Annotated in this window: 18 protein-coding genes; 7 read left to right on the plus strand and 11 right to left on the minus strand. The window is 67.3% G+C overall.

Annotated features, from left to right (window positions below; translation table 11 throughout):
• Positions 1-471: 471 nt before the first annotated feature.
• Complete coding sequence (locus tag ASG92_RS23605) at positions 472-3,057, plus strand: DUF2156 domain-containing protein (protein ID WP_056634273.1); 2,586 nt, start codon at positions 472-474, stop codon at positions 3,055-3,057.
• Positions 3,058-3,087: 30 nt separating this feature from the next.
• Here the strand turns inward: ASG92_RS23605 and ASG92_RS23610 are convergent, their stop codons facing one another.
• A complete protein-coding gene (locus ASG92_RS23610) occupies positions 3,088-4,197 on the minus strand; it encodes an alkaline phosphatase family protein (protein WP_082579697.1) in 1,110 nt (369 codons plus the stop codon).
• Between the two features lie 231 nt (positions 4,198-4,428).
• Here ASG92_RS23610 and ASG92_RS23615 point away from each other — a divergent pair, with 231 nt between their 5' ends.
• A complete protein-coding gene (locus ASG92_RS23615) occupies positions 4,429-5,076 on the plus strand; it encodes a protein-tyrosine-phosphatase (protein ID WP_056634768.1) in 648 nt (215 codons plus the stop codon).
• A gap of 55 nt (positions 5,077-5,131) precedes the next feature.
• Here the strand turns inward: ASG92_RS23615 and ASG92_RS23620 are convergent, their stop codons facing one another.
• Entirely contained in the window at positions 5,132-5,956 is an 825-nt protein-coding gene (locus tag ASG92_RS23620; protein ID WP_056634274.1) for a cation transporter, read from the minus strand.
• Positions 5,953-6,279, minus strand: coding sequence for a metalloregulator ArsR/SmtB family transcription factor (locus ASG92_RS23625; protein ID WP_056634277.1), 327 nt, complete (start codon positions 6,277-6,279; stop codon positions 5,953-5,955). Before ASG92_RS23625 ends, ASG92_RS23620 begins: the two co-directional genes overlap by 4 nt.
• Positions 6,280-6,419: 140 nt before the next feature.
• On the opposite strand from ASG92_RS23625, the gene ASG92_RS23630 reads away from it, so the two are divergent.
• Positions 6,420-7,514: an LCP family protein gene (locus ASG92_RS23630; RefSeq protein WP_056634281.1), complete on the plus strand. Its 1,095-nt coding sequence runs from the start codon at positions 6,420-6,422 to the stop codon at positions 7,512-7,514.
• Between the two features lie 56 nt (positions 7,515-7,570).
• Here the strand turns inward: ASG92_RS23630 and ASG92_RS23635 are convergent, their stop codons facing one another.
• The 6 genes from ASG92_RS23635 to ASG92_RS23660 all read right to left on the minus strand — a co-directional run bounded on the left by ASG92_RS23635 (position 7,571) and on the right by ASG92_RS23660 (position 12,809).
• A complete protein-coding gene (locus ASG92_RS23635) occupies positions 7,571-8,782 on the minus strand; it encodes an MFS transporter (protein WP_056634284.1) in 1,212 nt (403 codons plus the stop codon).
• 1 nt (position 8,783) lies between these two features.
• The gene (locus ASG92_RS23640; protein ID WP_056634287.1) at positions 8,784-9,215 is read right to left on the minus strand and encodes a low molecular weight phosphatase family protein; all 432 of its coding nucleotides are present in this window, start codon (positions 9,213-9,215) and stop codon (positions 8,784-8,786) included.
• On the minus strand, positions 9,212-9,871 hold the full coding sequence (locus tag ASG92_RS23645; protein WP_056634289.1) for an arsenate reductase ArsC: 660 nt from the start codon (positions 9,869-9,871) through the stop codon (positions 9,212-9,214). Before ASG92_RS23645 ends, ASG92_RS23640 begins: the two co-directional genes overlap by 4 nt.
• A gap of 35 nt (positions 9,872-9,906) precedes the next feature.
• Positions 9,907-11,280 (minus strand): FAD-dependent oxidoreductase, encoded by a 1,374-nt coding sequence (locus ASG92_RS23650; RefSeq protein ID WP_056634292.1) that lies wholly within the window; start codon positions 11,278-11,280, stop codon positions 9,907-9,909.
• A gap of 221 nt (positions 11,281-11,501) precedes the next feature.
• Complete coding sequence (locus tag ASG92_RS23655; protein WP_056634294.1) at positions 11,502-11,924, minus strand: arsenate reductase ArsC; 423 nt, start codon at positions 11,922-11,924, stop codon at positions 11,502-11,504.
• Between the two features lie 210 nt (positions 11,925-12,134).
• The gene (locus ASG92_RS23660; RefSeq protein WP_056634770.1) at positions 12,135-12,809 is read right to left on the minus strand and encodes a helix-turn-helix domain-containing protein; all 675 of its coding nucleotides are present in this window, start codon (positions 12,807-12,809) and stop codon (positions 12,135-12,137) included.
• A gap of 46 nt (positions 12,810-12,855) precedes the next feature.
• Between ASG92_RS23660 and ASG92_RS23665 the strand changes: the two genes are divergently transcribed.
• From ASG92_RS23665 to trxB, 4 genes are all read left to right on the plus strand, one after another.
• Positions 12,856-13,596, plus strand: coding sequence for an aquaporin (locus ASG92_RS23665; protein WP_056634297.1), 741 nt, complete (start codon positions 12,856-12,858; stop codon positions 13,594-13,596).
• A 79-nt stretch (positions 13,597-13,675) separates the two neighbouring features.
• A complete protein-coding gene (locus ASG92_RS23670; protein WP_056634300.1) occupies positions 13,676-14,026 on the plus strand; it encodes a metalloregulator ArsR/SmtB family transcription factor in 351 nt (116 codons plus the stop codon).
• 23 nt (positions 14,027-14,049) lie between these two features.
• Positions 14,050-14,535: a GNAT family N-acetyltransferase gene (locus ASG92_RS23675; protein WP_056634773.1), complete on the plus strand. Its 486-nt coding sequence runs from the start codon at positions 14,050-14,052 to the stop codon at positions 14,533-14,535.
• A gap of 211 nt (positions 14,536-14,746) precedes the next feature.
• Positions 14,747-15,724, plus strand: coding sequence for a thioredoxin-disulfide reductase (gene trxB / locus ASG92_RS23680; RefSeq protein ID WP_056634776.1), 978 nt, complete (start codon positions 14,747-14,749; stop codon positions 15,722-15,724).
• A gap of 143 nt (positions 15,725-15,867) precedes the next feature.
• On the opposite strand, the gene ASG92_RS23685 is transcribed toward trxB, so the two are convergent.
• A complete protein-coding gene (locus ASG92_RS23685) occupies positions 15,868-17,271 on the minus strand; it encodes an FGGY family carbohydrate kinase (protein ID WP_056634304.1) in 1,404 nt (467 codons plus the stop codon).
• Positions 17,272-17,273: 2 nt separating this feature from the next.
• Entirely contained in the window at positions 17,274-18,215 is a 942-nt protein-coding gene (locus tag ASG92_RS23690; RefSeq protein ID WP_056634307.1) for a sugar-binding domain-containing protein, read from the minus strand.
• Positions 18,216-18,232 lie beyond the last annotated feature (17 nt).

An 18,232-nucleotide genomic window follows, 5' to 3' on the forward strand; every position in this document is an offset into this window, starting at 1 on the left:
GTTCACTCAATGTTCGCTTGGGTGAACGTCAGGCGGCTGTCGGTCCCGGACCCCGGTCCGGCGGGGATGGTAAAACCCGTAGCGGGCACCGCAGGACGCGCAGCTGATCGAGATCCAGCAGTTGGCGCGTGCCCGTCCGTGAATCACGAATCCAGAACATATCCAGTTCCGGAACCACTGCCAGCACGCGTCCCCGGTACAGGGGCCGGTCTCCGCGCCACGCTTCAATTCGGTCCCCCGGCGAAAGCTCAGCGCAGGAACGGATATGCGCTCCTTGACCGTCCATGACGGCTCCTCTCCCTGCCTACTGGCACCAGTGTGGGCTGCGTTAGTTGCATCGACATGACGCCCTGATGACTTCTTCGTGAATGCCGGTAACTAATGAATCCCTGTCCAGGCGGAGGCTGCCGCGTGCGCGCGTGTGGGAGAATCTAAGGCGGCCAGCTCCCTCCGCCCGCGAAAGGATGCCCGATGCCGCTGCCGCAACAGGGGCTCCCTCTTCCCCTCGACGCCCGGACGGTTCGCGGCTGGTCCGGAATACTGCGCGGCGCGCCCGCCACGCTTTGGTTCGTCGCCATCTTCTGGACCGCCGGCGCCCTGTCCTCCAGCCTCCTGTCCGGCCCGCCCGAAGGACTGCGGCCACACGTGGCGGCCACCGTGCATTCCCTGTCCGGGCATTGGTGGGCGGTGCTGTTGTCCGGGTTCTGGGAGCGGAGCCTGACGGGGTACGTGCTGGGCACCGCCCTGGTATTGCTGGTCGGTCTACCCCTGGAGCGGAAGCTGGGAAGCCTGCGGTTCGCCGCAGCGGCCGTGGGCGCACACGTTCTGGGCGTCGGCGCCACACTCGGATTCCTGGCACTGGCCGGAACACTGATGGGCAGCTGGACCCGGGACATGAGCGGGCATTTCTTCATGGGGCCCAGCGCGCTGGCCTGCGGGGCTGCCATGGCCGCCACCGCCGCCACCCCAACCCTGTGGCGGCGCCGCATCCGCGTGGTCATCGTTGCCGTGCTGATGCTCTTCGCCCTCTACGCGGGCGGCTTCGAAGACCTGGTCAGGCTCGGGGCCGCTGGAGCTGGGGCACTCCTGGGCCCGGTCCTTCTGGGACGGCGGCCGCGGTTCGGCCGCCCCGCCGTTTCCCGGCACGAGGGCCGCGTCCTGGTGGCGCTGCTCGTGGTGGTGGCGGCGGTGGGCCCGGTGGTGGCGGGCTTGGCGCCGCACGCAGTGGGTCCGCTGTCCGTTCTGAGGTATTTGTTCACCAATATCCAGCCCGTGGACCCGCAGGCCCTCCAGGCATTTTGCTCCCACCCCGCGGAGGCCAAGGACTGTGCGGCGGCCCAGCTGCAGCAGCGGGCCGGCGCCGGCGGGCTCTTCATGGCTATCCTTCCGTCGTTTCTGCTGCTCCTGCTCGCGGACGGCCTTCGCCGCGGCCGCCGGTTCGCGTGGGCTGCGGTGTTGCTGATGCAGGTGGCGTTGTCGGTGCTGGCAGTCATCACCATTGCCGGAGTCCTGCAGCCTGGGCTTCCGCACACCGCCACTCCAGACACCTCTGCCCGCGAAGGAGTGGGCGGGATCGATCTGTCAGGCTATTCCCACCCCCTCAGCCTGGTGCTGCCCATGCTCCTTCCGGTTTTCCTGACAGCGGTTCTGTTGCTGGGACGGACGTTGTTCCCCGTTCCCGCCCCGCGCGGGACCTACCGGCGGCTGGCCAGGCGCGTGGTGGTTGCCTGGGTTCTTCTTGGCGTTGCGTACGTGGGCGCCGGGCTGGCCCTGTCCAGCGGCTTCACGCCCGCTCCGGGACTGCCCGAACTGATCGCCGACGTGCCGGACAGGTTCCTTCCGCTGGGCTTCCTGGTTGACCTGTCCCCCGCGTTCTTTCCCGAAAGCACCGCAGCCGTGCTGCTGTACGAGGGCATCGGCGTCGTCTTCTGGGCCGTCACCGGCATCCTGCTGCTCCGGACCTTCCTGCGGCCGGCCCATGGCCGGCACAGTGCCGACGAGGACCGTGCCAGGGCCATCCTCAAGGCGCACGGGGGCAGCTCGCTGTCCTGGATGACAACCTGGGCCGGGAACAGCTACTGGTTCTCCGCCTCCGGGGAGAGCTTCGTCGCGTACAGGGTCATCGCCGGCATTGCGCTGGCACTCGGCGTCCCGGTGGGGCCGCGTTCAGACAGGGAGTCCTCCTTCACCGAGTTCGCCGACTACTGCCGGCTCAACGGATGGACGCCCTGTTTCTACTTCGTGCCGCAGGACCTCCGCAGCCACGCCTCCTCGCTGGGCTGGGGATCGGTGCTGGTGGCCCACGAGACCGTCCTGCCCCTGCACTCCCTGTCATTCCGGGGCAAGAAATTCCAGGACATCCGCACCGCGCTGAACAACGCGGCCAAGGCAGGCATCCGCGCGGAGTGGACCACCTACGCGGCCGCGCCCCGCTCCGTGCAGGCCCAGATCCAGGCCCTGTCCGAAGAATGGGTCGCGGACAAGAAGGTGCCCGAGATGGGCTTCACCCTGGGCAGCCTGGACGAGCTGGACGACCCCGAGGTCCGCTGCCTGCTCGCCGTGGACAGCCACCATACGGTCCACGCTGTGGCGTCCTGGCTGCCCGTCTACCGCAACGGCCGCATCGTCGGCTGGACCCTGGACTTCATGCGGCGGCGCAGCAGCGGCTTCCGCGCCGGCATCGACTTCCTCATCGCTTCCGCGGCGCTGAGCCTCAAGGACGAAGGCTGTGAGTTCATCAGCCTCTCCGGGGCACCGCTTGCCCGCCCGCCCCGGGATTCGCTGGCCGCCCACTCCGCGGACTACGACGGCGGCCTTGACCGGCTGCTCGACCGGCTGGGGGCCACGCTGGAACCCGTTTACGGCTTCCGGTCGCTGCTGGCCTTCAAGGCCAAGTTCAAGCCGGACTACACGCCCATGTACCTGCTCTTCCCGGATGCTGCCGCGCTGCCCGCCATCGCCAATGCCATCACCCGGGCCTACCTCCCCACCGTCAAGCTTGGCCAGGGACTCACCCTGGCGCGCGGCCTCTTCTCCCGCCCGCGCGCGGACAGGTGAACCGGCCAGCGAGTCACCTGTGGCGCTGCGTCAGGAGCCGGCGTTGTAGACGTCCGGCCCGAAGCGGTTGAGATCCGGGGCCGCGGCGTAGCCGAGGTAGGGCAGGTTGAAGATGTCCTCGATGCTGGCCAGCAGGCTGTAATGGTTGTAGGCCCGGTCAGAGGCTGAACCGGCCTTGACCAGCGGTGACAGCACTAGAGCCCCGACCAGGCCGCCGCCGGCGCCGCCGGGCAGGGAGGACTCGGCGCTTTCCTTCCCCTCAGCCTCGTCGAACGTGATGACCAGGAGCCCGTCCTGCCGGAAGGCGGCGGAGGACAGGATCTCCGGGACCTGCTGCCGGAGCCATTCGTCAGCGGAGGCAAGGCCGCCCTGGCGCCCGTCAGCGCAGGGGCTGTCATGGCCGTCGTTGCACAGGTTGGGGCTGATGTAGGAGAGGTTCGGCGTCGTGGCGGCCGACTTGAGGTCGGAAGCGAGGTTGCTGAAGTCCACCACGTTGCTCTGGCACTCGGGCGAGGCCGTGATCGCGGTGAAATAGACGAACGGGTTGTGCCGGGTGGCGTATTGTCCGTCCGGGCCCGCGTTCTGGTTCGGGTCCCTGGCGCCCGGCTCCGGATGGCGGCACGGCGTCCCCATGTCCTCCATGTACCCCTTCCACGACTTCCCGGCGGCGCTGAGCTGGCCAGCCAGCGTGGGCACGGAGTCGGGATAAACGCAGCCGCTGCCCTGCAGATGGCCCAGGGATTCCGTGCCGGTGGCGCTAAAGGGCGCGTACGTGGGGCAGTCGTGGCTGGTGTTGGGGTTGGGGCCCTGCCCGGACAGCTGGGCGATGTAGTTGGTCAAAGATGAGTGGCCGATCGCGTAGTACTTCGTCAGGAGCTCGCCCTGGGGACGCAGCGTCCGGGACAGGTATGGGGCTTCAGACTCTTCGCCCCAGACGTCCCGGTACGACTTGTTCTCCAGGTTGATCACGAAGACATGCCCCGGCTTTGCCGCCCCGGACGGGGAAGGAGACGGGCCCGGACCGGGGCCCGGCTGGCAGGCGGCGAGCGCCGCCACCAGCGCAACGCATGCCAGGAGGGTGGAAGCGCGGCGCAGGTTGGCGCCTCTCCCGTTCCGTACCCGGCTGTGGCCAGCGGTCATCACATCCTGCCTCCTGAAGCCAATCCGAAGCGCCCATCCGTCCAAGGGTTCCATCGTGCCACCACGTCCCCCGCAGGCAGATGAAGGGAACCTGAGAGTTCCATGGGAAGGGGCTTCCTCAACTGGGTTGCCGGACTGCAGGCGATTCCCCCGGAGCCCGCGGGTGCCTGCATGTTAAGTTGAAATGTGCGGACAGGCCTGTCCGCCTCTGCCGCCGGAAAGAGCCAACACGTGGAATCGCCTTCGCCAGTCCGAATACTGACCGTCTGCACGGGCAACATCTGCCGCTCCCCCGTGGCGGAACGGCTGCTGCAGGCCGGGCTGGACCAGGTGCTGCCCGGCGGCTTCGAGGTCCGCAGCGCCGGAACCCGCGCCATGGTGGGCGATCCTGTCCAGCCGCTTTCCGCGGACATCATCCGCACCTTCGGCGGCACCGCGGACGGTTTCGCGGCGCGCCAGCTCACCGGCAAGATCCTTCGCAAGGTGGACCTGGTCCTCACCATGACCTCCGCACACCGCGGCGAGGTGCTCCAGCTGGACGCCTCCCTCCTGAAGCGGACCTTCACCATCCGCGAGTTCGCCCGGATGCTGGATATCCTCGAGGAACGCGAAGGCCATGCAGGCGAGGGCGAAGCCGCCGAGCACGGCCAGGCTGGCCTCCTGAACGGCGAAAAAATCTCCGCCAACACCAAGCTGTGGCGCAAGCTCCCGGCCCGGGCCGCGTCCGTGAGGCACCTTGCGCTTGCACCGGAAGCCGCGGACAACGACGTCGTTGACCCGTACCGCCGCAGCCCCGAGTACTACCACCAGATGGAAGACGAACTGGCTCCGTCCATCATCTCCATCCTGCGCTTCGCCCGGCTGAACATCCCCTCCTGACACCGGCGCTCAACGGCCCCCGCGATGCGCACGTTGCGTGCAACAGTGACGGCGCTCATCGATCAGCCGGTTTCGTTCCAAAGGCCACGGCGACCGGTGCGAGCCTGGTATCCGATCCACATTCGGCACAGCAGGAACCGCCCGGATCCGTGTGTGCCAGGGTGACCGCCATGGTTTCGGTCCCACCCGATGCTGCGGGTCCGGCCGGGACGCAACAGTCATCCTCTTCTTCGGCGTGGTCGGTTGCCGCGTTCGGGACGGCGCAGCAGGCGTCGCCGCGCCAGGCGTTGATGCCTTCACGGACGGCGATGCCGGCGATAACCAGGGCGGCTCCGGCGTCCGCCCACCACCAGCCCAGGGCGCTGTTCAGGACCAGGCCCACCAGCAGGACGGCGGAGAGGTAGGTGCACAGCAGCGTCTGTTTGGAATCGGCCACGGCTGTCCGCGAACCAAGTTCCCGCCCGGCGCGGCGCTGCGCCCAGGACAGCACGGGCATGATGGCCAGGCTCAGGGCGGCGATCACAATCCCGGGCGTGGAGTGCTGGGCCTCTCCCCCGCCAGTAAGGGCCCGGACTGCGTCCGCCGTGACGAACGCCGCGAGAGCGAAGAAGGACAGGGCGATGATCCGCAGCGTCAGGTGCTCGCGCCGCTCCGGGTCTTTGGCGGAAAACTGCCAGGACAGCGCCAGCGCCGACGCGACCTCGATCACCGAGTCCAGCCCGAAGCCGATCAGCGCCGAGGAGTCCGCGACGCCTCCGGCCCAGAGGGCCACCACGGCCTCGATGACGTTGTAGGTGATCGTCGCGGCCGCGAAAAGCCGGATCCTGAGGCTCAGTACCGCGCGGCGCTCGGCCGTTGGTGCCTGGAGCAGGGCGCTCAAGCCAGGCACGTCCCGTCCGGGGCGCAGCAGGCCGGATCCACCGCGAGGACAACACCGATCAGGTCCTTGATCGCGTGGCCCAGCCGCGCGTCCGCGAGTTCGTACCGGCTCCGCCGCCCGTCCGGAACGGCAACGACCAGGCCGCAGCCGCGCAGGCACGTCAGGTGGTTGGACATGCTCTGCCGGGACACCCCTAGGGTGTCGGCCAGATCAGAAGGGTAGGACGGGGCGTCAGAAAGGGCCAGGAGGATCCGGGCGCGGGTGGGGTCCGAGACCGCGTACCCGAACCGGGCCAGCACGGGTGCCTGCGTGAGCGTTTCCATGCCACAAAAGTACAGCCCCGGATGTATTCACGCAAAGGTGTATTCACTCATGGTGATAGCCTGCTCGCCTCCCGGCCAACACGAAAAACCCGCCCGCCGACGTCGTTCTTTCCGAAGAATTTTGGTGGTACCGTCCGATCATGGAATCCCGGAATGATCCGGACAAGACGGGCGACGCAGCCCCCTCCGCAGGACCCCCGAAGGGCAAGCGGACGGCCTTCAGGGTGCTGCTGGCGGCACTGATCGTGATCCCGCTGGTGGCCGCCGGCATCATCTTCAACCTGGCGCGTAGCTGGGATACCAACACGGCCACGCTCGAAACCGAGAGCCCGACCGCCACCGCCACGCCCACGCCGACGCCGACGCCCGCCGCGAAGCCGTCCCCCGCCAAGCCCAAGCCGGTGAAGCCGCCGCCGCCGCCGACGCTGCCCATGAACATCCTGGTCCTGGGCAGCGACCACCGCCGCGGTGACCCCCCGAACCCCAACGGCCTGCCCGACCAGCGCGCGGACGCCATGATCCTGGTCCACCTGGCGCGGGACGGCAGGCACCTGTACGGCATCTCGATCATGCGCGACACCTGGGTGCCCATCCCCGGCTACGGCGAAGCGAAAATCAACTCGTCCCTGACCCTTGGGGGCGTGCCGCTGGCCGTGAGGACCGTGGAATCACTGTTTGGCCAGAAGATCCAGCACGTCATGATGATGGACTTCGAGGGCTTCAGGGGCATTACCGAGGCACTCGGCGGCGTGGACGTCAAAGTCAGGGAGGCCTTCACCTCCACACACGACACGCACCAGCACTTTCCTGCGGGCGTGAACAATCTGAAGGGCCAGCGGGCACTTGAATTCGTCCGGGAGCGCTACGCGTTTGCCGACGGCGACTTCCAACGGATCAGGGACCAGCAGACCTTCATCCGCGCCACGCTTGCCAAGCTCCTCTCCGCAAAGACCCTGTCCAACCCCGTGACCATGTACAAGGTGGTCAGCACGGCGTCCCGGTACATGCAGGTGGACAAGGGACTGAATGCCGCCACACTCGCCAGCCTGGCGTACAGCCTCCGCAACGTCCGCCTGCAGGACGCCGTGTTCTTCAACATGCCAACCGCCGGTCTCGGGTTCAGCACCGACGGGCAGTCCATCGTCCTGCCGGACTACGGCGCCTTCTCCGCCGTCGGGGCGGCGCTGGGGAGGGACACCGTGGGGGCGTACGTGGCGCAGAACAGGCCCGGCTGACGTCCGACGGCGGCAGGCGCCGTCGTGCTGGACGCGATTGGCCGTTGGTCCATGCGTCATCGGACATGTGCGCCTCTGGTGAGGCGCACGGCGACGGCGATGAGTGCGGCGATTCCGGTGGCGGCTGCCATGGCGTACGCCATGGCAGTGAAGGAGCCGAGCCAGGCTGCCACGGCCGGGCCGGCGGCCGGAGCGAGGGCTGTGACGGCGGTTAGGGGTGGGGCGAAGGTCCCTTGTAGGATGCCGAGGCTGTTTGTTCCCCACCGGTCGGCGACAATCGTGGCCTGCAGTAGCGTCTGGCAGCCGCGGACTGCACCGGCGAACATACCGGTGGCGATCAGCATGGGTGCCGGTCCTGGCAGGAGAGCGAGTAGAAGAACGGCGGCCGTGGCGGTGCCGGTTATGATCGGTAGCCGGGCTCTGGCAGGGATGGCGGCGAAGAACAGCCGGCCGCCGACCTGTCCTGCCCCGACGAGTCCGAGGCCGAGCGCGGCCGTGGTGTAGCCGGCGCCCTTTTCCATTAGCAGGGGGATGATGTTCAGCGTTACGGTGTAGAGGCCGAGGCATAGGAGGACCATGAGTGCCTGCAGGCCGAGGAATTCGCCGCTGTGCCGGATGGAGCGCACCGCCGCCCTGTCGTCGGCCGCGGCAACTCCTGGCAGGTTGGGCGCCCAGGCGCGGTTCAGGTAGCGGGCGTGCAGGGGAACGGTGATCAGGGCCATCGCTCCGGCGAGAACGAGGAAGGCGCCCCGCCAGCCGAAGGCTGCGCAGAGGGCCGCGGTGAGCGGGGCGAAGATCGTGGACGCGAACCCTGCCACGAGGGTCAGGATGGTCAGGGGCCTGACCCGGGATGGGCCGTACCAGCGGCTGATCACGGTGAATGCCGGCTGATACAGCACGGCGGCCTGCGCGGTTCCGGCCAGCAGCCAGGCAGCTGCGAACAAGGGCAAATTCGGCGCAACACCGACCAATATCAGCGCCAGAGTGCCTACCAGGGAGCCGCCGATCATCAGGCTGCGCGGGCCCGTCCTGTCCAGGATCCTGCCGACGGCGATCCCGGCCACGGCAGAGGCGATCAGTCCCGCGGAAAAGGCTCCCGTGACCAGCGCAGGGTTCCAGCCTGTGTCCTCGCTGATGGGCCGAACCGCCGCCAGCAATGCGTAGTAGAGGATGCCCCACCCGGTGGTCTGGGTGATGCACAGCGCGGCGAGGCCGCCGCGAGGTGCACCCTCCGCGACAAGTGTCCGGGATAGCGCGGGGGCGGGCATGCTAGTTCCCGGTGAGCTCCGCATAGAGCTTCTGGACCCGGGCCTTGATGTCGTCCCGGACCAGGCGCATGCGTTCCATGCCCTCGATGCCACGTTCAGAGGGCTCGTCCGTTTCCCACACCTCGAATCGGGTGCCGTCGTGGGGTTCGAGTTTGGCTTCGGTGCCCAGGATGATGACGGCTTCGACTGTGTTCAGGACCTCGTCGGTGACGGGCTTGGGGTGTTCGCCGGTGATGTCGATGCCGAGTTCGGTCAGGGACTCCACGGCCTGGGGATTGAGGGACTTTCCGGGTTTGGTGCCTGCGGAGTAGACCGTGATGGCTCCTCCGGCCAGTTGGTTCATCAGGCCGGCGGCGAGCTGGGATTTGCCGCCGTTCTTGCTGCAGACGAAGAGCACGGCAGGGGACTTCTGGGCGTCGACTTCCTGGGTCATGAGTGCGTTGTTTCCTTTGTGAGTGAGTCGACCAGGGTTTTGACCCGGTCTTGGATCTGGTCGCGGATCTCCCGGACCGTTTCGAGGGGCTGGTCGGCCGGGTCCGGCAGTTCCCAGTCCTCGTAGCGTTTGCCTGGATAGATGGGGCAGGAGTCGCCGCAGCCCATGGTGATCACCACGTCGGAGGCGCGAACGACGTCGTCGGTGAGCGGCTTGGGATAGTTCCGGGACAGGTCCAGACCCATCTCGGACATCACTGTCACTACAGCGGGATCGAGTTCGGCTGCCGGCAGGGAGCCGGCGGAGCGGACGTGGATCCTGCCCTTGGCTTCGACGGTGAGCAGGGCGGCGGCCATCTGGGACCGTCCGGCGTTCTGCACGCAGACGAATAGCACCTCGGGTGCCTCGGAGGCGACCGCTCCCTTGGACTTGGCCAGGGCGTTCAGCCGGTCGCTGGCGAAGTGTTCTGTGGTGGCGGGCAGGTAGGTGGTGATCTTCGCTGTCCTGGCCAGGGCGGTGTAGGACTCGAACACATAGCGTTCGACGGTTTCGGCGGCAAAGATCCCGGCGAATCTCTCGCCGAGCCGGGCGCTGATCCGCTGCAGGACCTCGGTGTTGTCCTGCAGTCCCAGGCTGGTTTCACGGTTTTCAGTCATGACAGCACTCCATTGCTTGGTTACTGGCTGGATTTCTAGTTGATGCCGGAGCGGCCGTGGAACAGGCCGGTGGGGAAGCCGACCAGCACCGGTTCGGGTGTCCCGCAGCAGCCGCTCTCCGCGGATGCCGCAGCGTGTGCCGGGACGTCGCAACTGGTGCCGGCGTCGGTGGAGCAGACGCCGGTCTCGGGGAGTTCGAGGTGGACCGTGTCCGCGCCGGCGTGGTCCCCGGCCAGGGCTGCGGCGACGGAGCGGACCTGTTCGTAGCCGGTGGCCAGCAGGAAGGTCGGTGCCCGGCCGTAGGACTTCATGCCGACGATGTAGAAGTCCTTGTCCGGGTGGGCCAGGACCTTGGCACCGTGCGGCGGGACGGTGCCGCAGGAGTGGAATTCGGGGTCGATCAGCGGGCCGAGCTCCACCGGCGCTTCGACGGCAGGATCAAGGTTGAGCCGGAGTTCGCGCAGGATGTCCAGGTCCGGGCGGAAGCCAGTGCAGGGCACCACGATGTCGGCGTCCAGTGTGCGGCCGTCCACGGCTTCGACGGTCACCTGCGAGTCGAGGGATTTCAGTGAGCTGATGCCGAAGCCGGTCTGCAGCTCGATGGTTCCTGCCTCGACGAGGCGGCGCAGGCGGGCACCGAGCTGGCCGCGCGCCGGCAGCCCGTCGACGTCGCCGCCGCCGTAGACCTTCGCCGCGGAGTCGCCGCGGACAGCCCACAGGATCCTGGTGTCCGGCTCGTCTTTGGCGAGGTCGGCCAGACTGATGAGGGTGTTGGCGGCGGAGTGGCCGGCCCCCACCACCAGGACGCGGCGTCCGGCAAATGACCGGCGGTCCCGGCCTGTGACATCGGGCAGCGGCGCGGAAATCCTGTCCGCGGCGGCGTCCTCGCCGATGGCCGGCAACCCGGAGGTCCCCAGCGGGTTGCGGATGGACCACGTTCCGGAGGCGTCAACGACCCCGGCCACGGTGTGGTCGCGGGTTTCGCCGTCCTCGTGCTCGACGCGGACCACGAACGGCGTGGTGTCCCGGTTCCGCACGTGGGTCTTGTCCAGGCTCTGGCGCGTCACGGCCACGACGCGCGCGCCGGTCTGCAGCCGCGAGGCAATCTCCGGCAGCGCCGCCAGCGGCGTCAGGTAGCTGTCGATGAGTTCGCCGCCGTACGGCAGTGCTGTGGGCCGCGGGGATTCCCAGCCGGAACCTTCGAGCAGGCGGAGGGCGGCGGCGTCGAGGTTGAACCGCCACGGTGAGAACAGCCGGATGTGGCGCCACTGCTCAACGGCCGCGCCCGCCGTCGGGCCTGCCTCGAAGACCAGCGGCTCCAGGCCGCGTTCGAGTAGGTGCGCCGCGGCGGCAAGGCCCACCGGGCCGGCGCCGATGACGGCAACGGGAAGGTTCATCGCTGAATCCATGCTGTCCTAATTTCTCATCGATTGGTGATAGTAGGGGCCCAACTAGGTGTCATTTGTGGTCGTTTTGACGGCTCAAAACGACACCTACTGCCACCTAGTTGGGCGGAAAGGCGGGCGTCAGCAGCAGTCCTGATCGTCGTCGCAGCAGCCGGAGTCGCCGCAGCATCCGGTAGTCATTCAGCTCACCTCCTCCCGCGTTCCGGGTTTTAGGCGTGGGTGCGTTACTTGGCAGCGGGGATGAGGGACTCGATCAGGCCCTCGATGCGGGCCTTGATCTGGTCGCGGATGGGACGGACGGATTCGACGCCCTTGCCTGCCGGATCTTCCAGGACCCAGTCCTCGTAGCGCTTGCCGGGGAAGTACGGGCATTCGTCGCCGCAGCCCATGGTGATCACCACGTCCGATTCCTTCACGGCTTCGGTGGTGAGGACCTTCGGGACCTCGGCGGACATGTCGATGCCGACCTCTGCCATCGCTTCCACGGCCGCGGGGTTGATCTTGTCGGCGGGCTGCGAGCCGGCGGAACGGACCTCGATTTCGCCGTTGGAAAGGCTGGTGAGGAACGCGGCGGCCATCTGGGAGCGGCCGGCGTTGTGCACGCAGACGAAGAGGACGGACGGCTTCTTGGCGGTTTCGGTGCTCACTGGGTTTCTCCTGGAATCAGTTAGGGGATGGGTGAATCGGTCTGGTTGAGGTCTTCCGCCCGCACATCCTGCATCACTACGTAAATATTGATGTTGATCGATGTATGGAGTATCGGACGATAGATTGATGAATGTCAATATTTACGTACGGTCCGGATTGTTGCCCCTCGGCCGCCATGGGACCCGGGTCTGCGGGAAAATCGCCAGTGTTCAGGCGGCGTGCACCCGGGGCGCGAGGTCATTGACGCGGCGGGAGATGTCGGTAAAGGCGGCCTCGAAGGCTTCCTCCGTGTTATTCCGCAGGGGATCCGGCACGGACCAGTGGACACCGCCCAGAATGGTGAGTTCCTCATGGGCGTTGTCACACACGGTCACGACGAAGTCCCCGACGCCGGCCACCTGGTCAAGCCTCCGCGGAGGAAGGTCAGCGAGGCCCAGTCCGTGACGGCGGGCGACATCGATGGCTCCCTGCGCGATGCGGTCCGCGGGGCGCGTTCCCGCCGACGTTGATGGGATTTCACTGACCTGCTGCCAGAGTGCGGCGGCCAGCTGGGACCGGGCACTGTTCCGGGTGCAGACGAACAGCACACGTGTGGCGCCGTGCTCGACCCCCGGCGCGAGGCCTTCCAGCGCACCCGCGGCGAGCCGGATATAGCTGCGCCGCCTGTCGGCTTCGGAGCGGTGGCGGGTTGCCAGGCCCGCTCCTTCCAGGGTGCGCAGATGGTGGGACAGCAGGTTCGAGGGCATCCCCAGCTCAGCCTGCAGTTCCGTCGGGGAGAAGTCCCCTAGGGTCAGCAGGTCGACAATGCGCAGCCGCGCAGGATCGGCGAGGGCCGCATGCTTGGCGACCCGCGCCTGGAAAGCGTCCACTGACTCAGTATTCATTGACTCAATTTTGACTGAGTTAATTTCATCGGTCAAGCTTGGTTCCATGACTTCTAACCAGCCACCGTTGTGGCGCCGTGCCGTCGCCGAACTTGTCGGCACCAGCTTGCTCGTGATGATCGTCGTGGGCTCGGGGATCGCCGCGCAGCAGCTCTCGCCCAACGACATCGGCCTGCAGTTGCTCCAGAACAGCACCGCCACCGTGCTGGGCCTGACCGTGCTGATCCTCGTATTCGGGCCTGTCAGCGGCGCGCACTTCAACCCTGCGGTCTCCCTGGTCGACTGGATCCTGGGCCGGCGCAACGGCACGGGGCTGACCCTGCCGGAGCTCGGCACCTATGCGGTCGCGCAGGCTCTGGGCGCGGTCAGCGGCAGCGTCGTCGCGAACGCCATGTTTGAGGTGGAAACCTCCATCTCCGTCAAGGACCGCGCCACCTTGGGGCATCTGCTGGGTGAAGTCGTTGCCACCGCCGGGCTCATCCTGCTGATCTTCACCCTCGCCGCCACCAAGCGGGGCGTCCTTGCCGCGCCGGCGGTGGGCGCCTACATCGGCGCAGCCTACTGGTTCACGTCCTCGACGTCGTTCGCGAACCCCGCCGTGACGGTCGGCCGCATCTTCAGCGACACCTTCGCCGGCATTGCACCGGCCTCCGTGCCCGGGTTCGTCGTCGCTCAACTCGTTGGCGCGGCAGCAGGGCTGGGTCTCCTCCTCATCCTGTTCCCCGCCGCGGCCCGCACGGCCGACGACGTCGTTCTCCCGCACGACTCAGCAAAGACCAGCTCCTAGTCCCTGCGTTCGCCGGCAACCGGCCGTGGGGTCAGAGGACCTACATTGATGGCTGTCAATATTGGCGCATAATGGGTACATGAACCTGCTGCCTATTCTCGAGCCGGCCACGGATGAAGCCTGCTGTGCGCCGGCAGGGACGCCTGCCCTGGGCGCTGAGGAGGCCAAGCAAAAGGCCTTGGTCTTCAAGGCGCTGGCCGACCCTAACCGGCTCCGGTTGCTCTCCATCATCAAGGCCTCGTCATCCGGGGCGACCTGCGTGTGTGACCTGACCGACCCGCTGGACCTGGGCCAGCCCACGGTGTCCCACCACCTGAAGATCCTGGTCGAGGCCGGGCTGCTGCACCGCGAAAAGCGCGGCACGTGGGCCTACTTCTCCCTTGCCCCCGGCGCCCTGGACAACGCCGCCGGCATGCTGGCAAACCTGTGACGTCCACGGCAGCGATCCGGGCCATGGAACCAGACGACTGGCCGGAAGTTCGGCGTATCTATCAGGAAGGCATCGATACGGGCCACGCCACCTTCGAATGGGAGGCGCCCGACTGGGAGCGGTTCAACAACTCGAGACTGCCCCGCCACCGGCTTGTCGCCGAAACGGCAGAGGGCAGGATCCTTGGCTGGGCGGCTGTCTCGCCCGTCTCCGGCCGCCCCGTCTACTCCGGCGTGGTCGAACACTCCGTCTACATCGCCGCCGAGGCACGCGGACTCGGCCAGGGCGCTGCGCTGCTACGGGCATTGGCTGAATCCACCGAGGCTGAGGGGATTTGGACCATCCAGGCCAGCGTCTTTCCCGAAAACGAAGCCAGCCTCAAACTCCACCTCGCCAACGGCTACGTCGTCGTCGGGCGCAGGCACCGCATCGCCAGGATGACCCACGGCCCGCTCACCGGGAAGTGGCGCGACACCATCCTGATCGAACGCCGGTCCCCCACAATCTGAACGGCGAGAAGAACTCGGGCAGGCGCTGGCCGGCGTCGTCGGGCCCTTGATCGAAGTCCCCGCGCTTGTTGCACTTGTTTATGCGGTTCTTTGGGCGCGCAACGCCCAGCACCGCGACGCGCAGTAATTGCCATGCCCAGTGAACCGAATGTCCAACCAGCCCGAGGAAACGGAGCCAGCCGTGAGTTCCAAGAATGCGAAGACCGAGAACATCACAACCGAGCAGCTGATCATCATCGGTTCCGGCCCGGCCGGCTACACCGCCGCCATCTACGCCGCCCGTGCCGGCCTGGAGCCGCTGGTGCTGGCCGGGTCCGTCACCGCCGGCGGCGCCCTGATGAACACCACCGACGTCGAAAACTTTCCCGGCTTCCCGGAAGGCATCCAGGGCCCGGAGCTCATGGACGGCCTGCAGCAACAGGCTGAGCGGTTCGGCGCCAAAGTGGTGTTCGACGACGTCACTGAAGTGACGCTGTCCGGGCACCTGAAGCGCGTGGTCACCGGCGGCGGCGACATTCACCAGGCACCGGCCGTCATCCTCGCCACCGGCTCCGCGTACAAGGAGCTCGGCCTGGCGGAGGAGAAGAAGTTCAGCGGCCACGGCGTCTCCTGGTGCGCCACGTGCGACGGTTTCTTCTTCCGCGACCAGGACATCATCGTCGTCGGCGGCGGAGACTCGGCCATGGAGGAGGCCACGTTCCTGACCCGCTTCGGGAAGTCCGTTACCGTCGTCGTCCGCAAGGGCGAGCTGCGCGCCTCCCGGATCATGGCCCAGCGCGCCAAGGACAACCCCAAGATCAGTTTCGCGTGGAACTCGGCCGTCACCGGGATCCACGGCAACGGCAAGGTCACCGGCGTCACCCTCAAGGACACCCGCACCGGCGAAACCCGCCATCAGCCCGCCACCGGCATCTTCGTGGCCATCGGACACGTGCCGCGCACCGAGCTGGTGGCCGGGCAGCTGGAGCTGGACGCGGAGGGGTACATCAAGGTGGACTCCCCCACCACGGTTACCAGCCGCTCCGGGGTATTCGCGTGCGGCGACGCCGTGGACCACCGCTACCGCCAGGCCATCACCGCCGCCGGCACCGGCTGCGCCGCGGCCCTGGACGCCGAGCGCTACCTCGCCGCTTTGGACGACGCGGACAGCATCGCCACGGCCCTGGTGGAGGAGCCCACGCACGCCTGAGACGCCACCCCGCCCAACTAGGTCGCCCCACCCAACTGACTCGCAGTTGTGGCCGTTATGAGCCCTGAAAACGACAACAAATGCGACCTAGTTGGGTGACAGGAGAGGCACCCTTCCACTCAATACTGGCGTGCAGTCGAACGCTATCGAAGCTCAGAGCCGTAGAGAACGGTGCCGGTGTTCCGGTGCCGTTCTCGCACGTCTCCCGTCCAGTCCAGGGCCTGCGACGGGTCGAGATGATGCCTATTGGGGAGGGGCCAATCGGGCGGTTCGCCGGTGAGCGCCCAGGCTGCCTGGCGGGCGGCCCCGAGTGCGGCATATTCGCGGGGTTCAGGCCAGCCGATCTGGCGTCCGGTCAGGTCTGCGACGGCCTGTCGCAGCGCCATGGACCTGGAGCCGCCGCCGATAAGGGTGACCCGCTGAACGTTGAGGCCGGATCGCACCAGATCGTCGATAGCGTCAGCGATCGCGCAGGCCAGGCCCAACACTGCGGCGCGGGCAAGGTTCTCCGGTGTCATTGAAGAGCGCGTGAGCCCGACGAGTGCGCCCCGGGACTCGGGAAGCAGGGGCGTCCGTTCTCCGTCAAGGTAGGGAAGGAAGCACAGCCCGCCGGCGTCAGGCGGACCGGCCACGGCCAGATCATTCAACTCGTCGAGGCTCAGACGGAGCATCTTTGCGGTGGAGTTTAGGGTTCGGGCGCCATTCAGGGTTGCCACAATGGGCAACTGGGCCCCTGCCGCATCGGCCATATCGGCGACGTGCCCGGTCGGGTCGACGACGTGCATGGTGTCGACCATGGACACGGTCATGCTCGTGCCGATGGACACAACCGCTTCACCGGGCTCCGCACCGAGCCCGAACACGGCCGCGGCGTTGTCCCCGCAGCCTGCACCGACCACGACCCCGGACCGGGTGACGCCGGCGCGTTCTCCGGGCCCCAGGACCCGTGGCACATCCAGTGTCCGTCCGAAGGCGAATTCCACGATGTCTTGGCGGTAGCCGGCGCCCGTGGAAGCCCAGTATCCGGTTCCCGAGGCGTCGGAGCGGTCCGTCGTCGGTTCGCCGTTTGCCCCCAGCAGGTGCCAGGTCAGCCAGTCATGAGGAACCATGACCTTCCGGACCCGGGCGGCGGTCTCCGGTGCCGTGCGCGCCAGCCAGCGCAGCTTTGATACGGGATGGGCCGCCGTCGGAACCACACCGATATCCCTGGCCCAGCGGTCCTGTCCGTATTCGTGCCGGAGGTCGAGCGCGCTCTGGGTGGCGCGGTGGTCGTTCCACAGGATGGCGTCGCACAGAGTCTCGTTGTCTTTGCCGAGCAGAATCGTCGAGTGCTGCTGAGCCGTGACGGATACGGCTTTGACGCCGTGCAGGGAAGCGGCTCCGACGCCGGTGAAGGCGTCCCACCAGTGCCGCGGGTCGACGGCCGTGCCGTCGGGGTGTGGCAGTGCCATGGACGCCGAGATCGCTCCCGTCGCAGCATCGACGGTGATGTATTTGCAACTTTGCGTCGAGGAGTCGACGCCGGCGACAAGCAGTGGTCCCGCCATGTTCAGCCTCCGAGAAGCCTTTCGGCTGTGGCGCTGTCGGTCACGAGGCCATGAAGCAGGCCGGAGGCCAAAAGCGCCCGTATGGCCCGGGTCTTCGTGGGTCCACCGGCCACCGCGATCACGGTGGGGATGGCGCGCCACTGCTTCTCGGAGATTGCGATGCACCGGTCATCGATGTCGTGAATGACCTCGCCCGTGTCGGTGATCAGTGTTGCGCCGAATTCCGCGACGACACCCCGGGCCAGCAGCTTCTCGCGGTCCGAGGGGTCGAGCGCGCGGTTCTTGATCATTTGGGAGTTTTCCGGTTTCCACGAGCCGACTGCCCCCACAGCGACGGTCACCCGGGAAAACTGCTCAAAGGTCTGGTTGGTGTCCGGCTGACGGCGCACGCCCACCGCGGTCTGGGCGTCACTCATCACCAGGGGCGAGTAGATCGTCCAAGGCCGGACACCGGCGATGGTGCTGATGCGGCGCATGATCTCGAGGCCGGTCTCCTGGATGGGACCTGCGACTCCTGCGAGCTGCACAACGCCGCACTTCGGCAGGCTGCTCAGTGAACGCGCCATGGCGCTGAGGGTGCGGCCGGAAGTGAGACCAAGAACATCGTTGTCGGTCAGGATTTCGCTCAGCAGGTCCCCAGCCGTGGATCCCAGCTTTGCCTGCAGGACGTCGTCCGCTTCGGAAGGCACGTCGACCACCACGGAGTGCTGAAGGCCGAAACGCTCCTTTAGCTGCACGGAGAGATCGAGCCGCACACCTGAAGGACTCTGGATGTCGATGCGAACGATCCCCGAGCTCACCGCTTCGTCGAGCAGCCTGCCCACCTTGAACCGGCTCAGACCGGTTTCGTTGGCGATCTCGATCCGGGTCTTGTTCTGCAGGTAGTGCTGGGTCGCTATATGCGCGATCTGCACCTGCCTGCCCGGCCCTGGCGCCTGTGCCATGAAATACCTCCACCAAT

Origin of the sequence: Arthrobacter sp. Soil736 (assembly GCF_001428005.1) — a bacterium.
Taxonomy (GTDB): domain Bacteria; phylum Actinomycetota; class Actinomycetes; order Actinomycetales; family Micrococcaceae; genus Arthrobacter.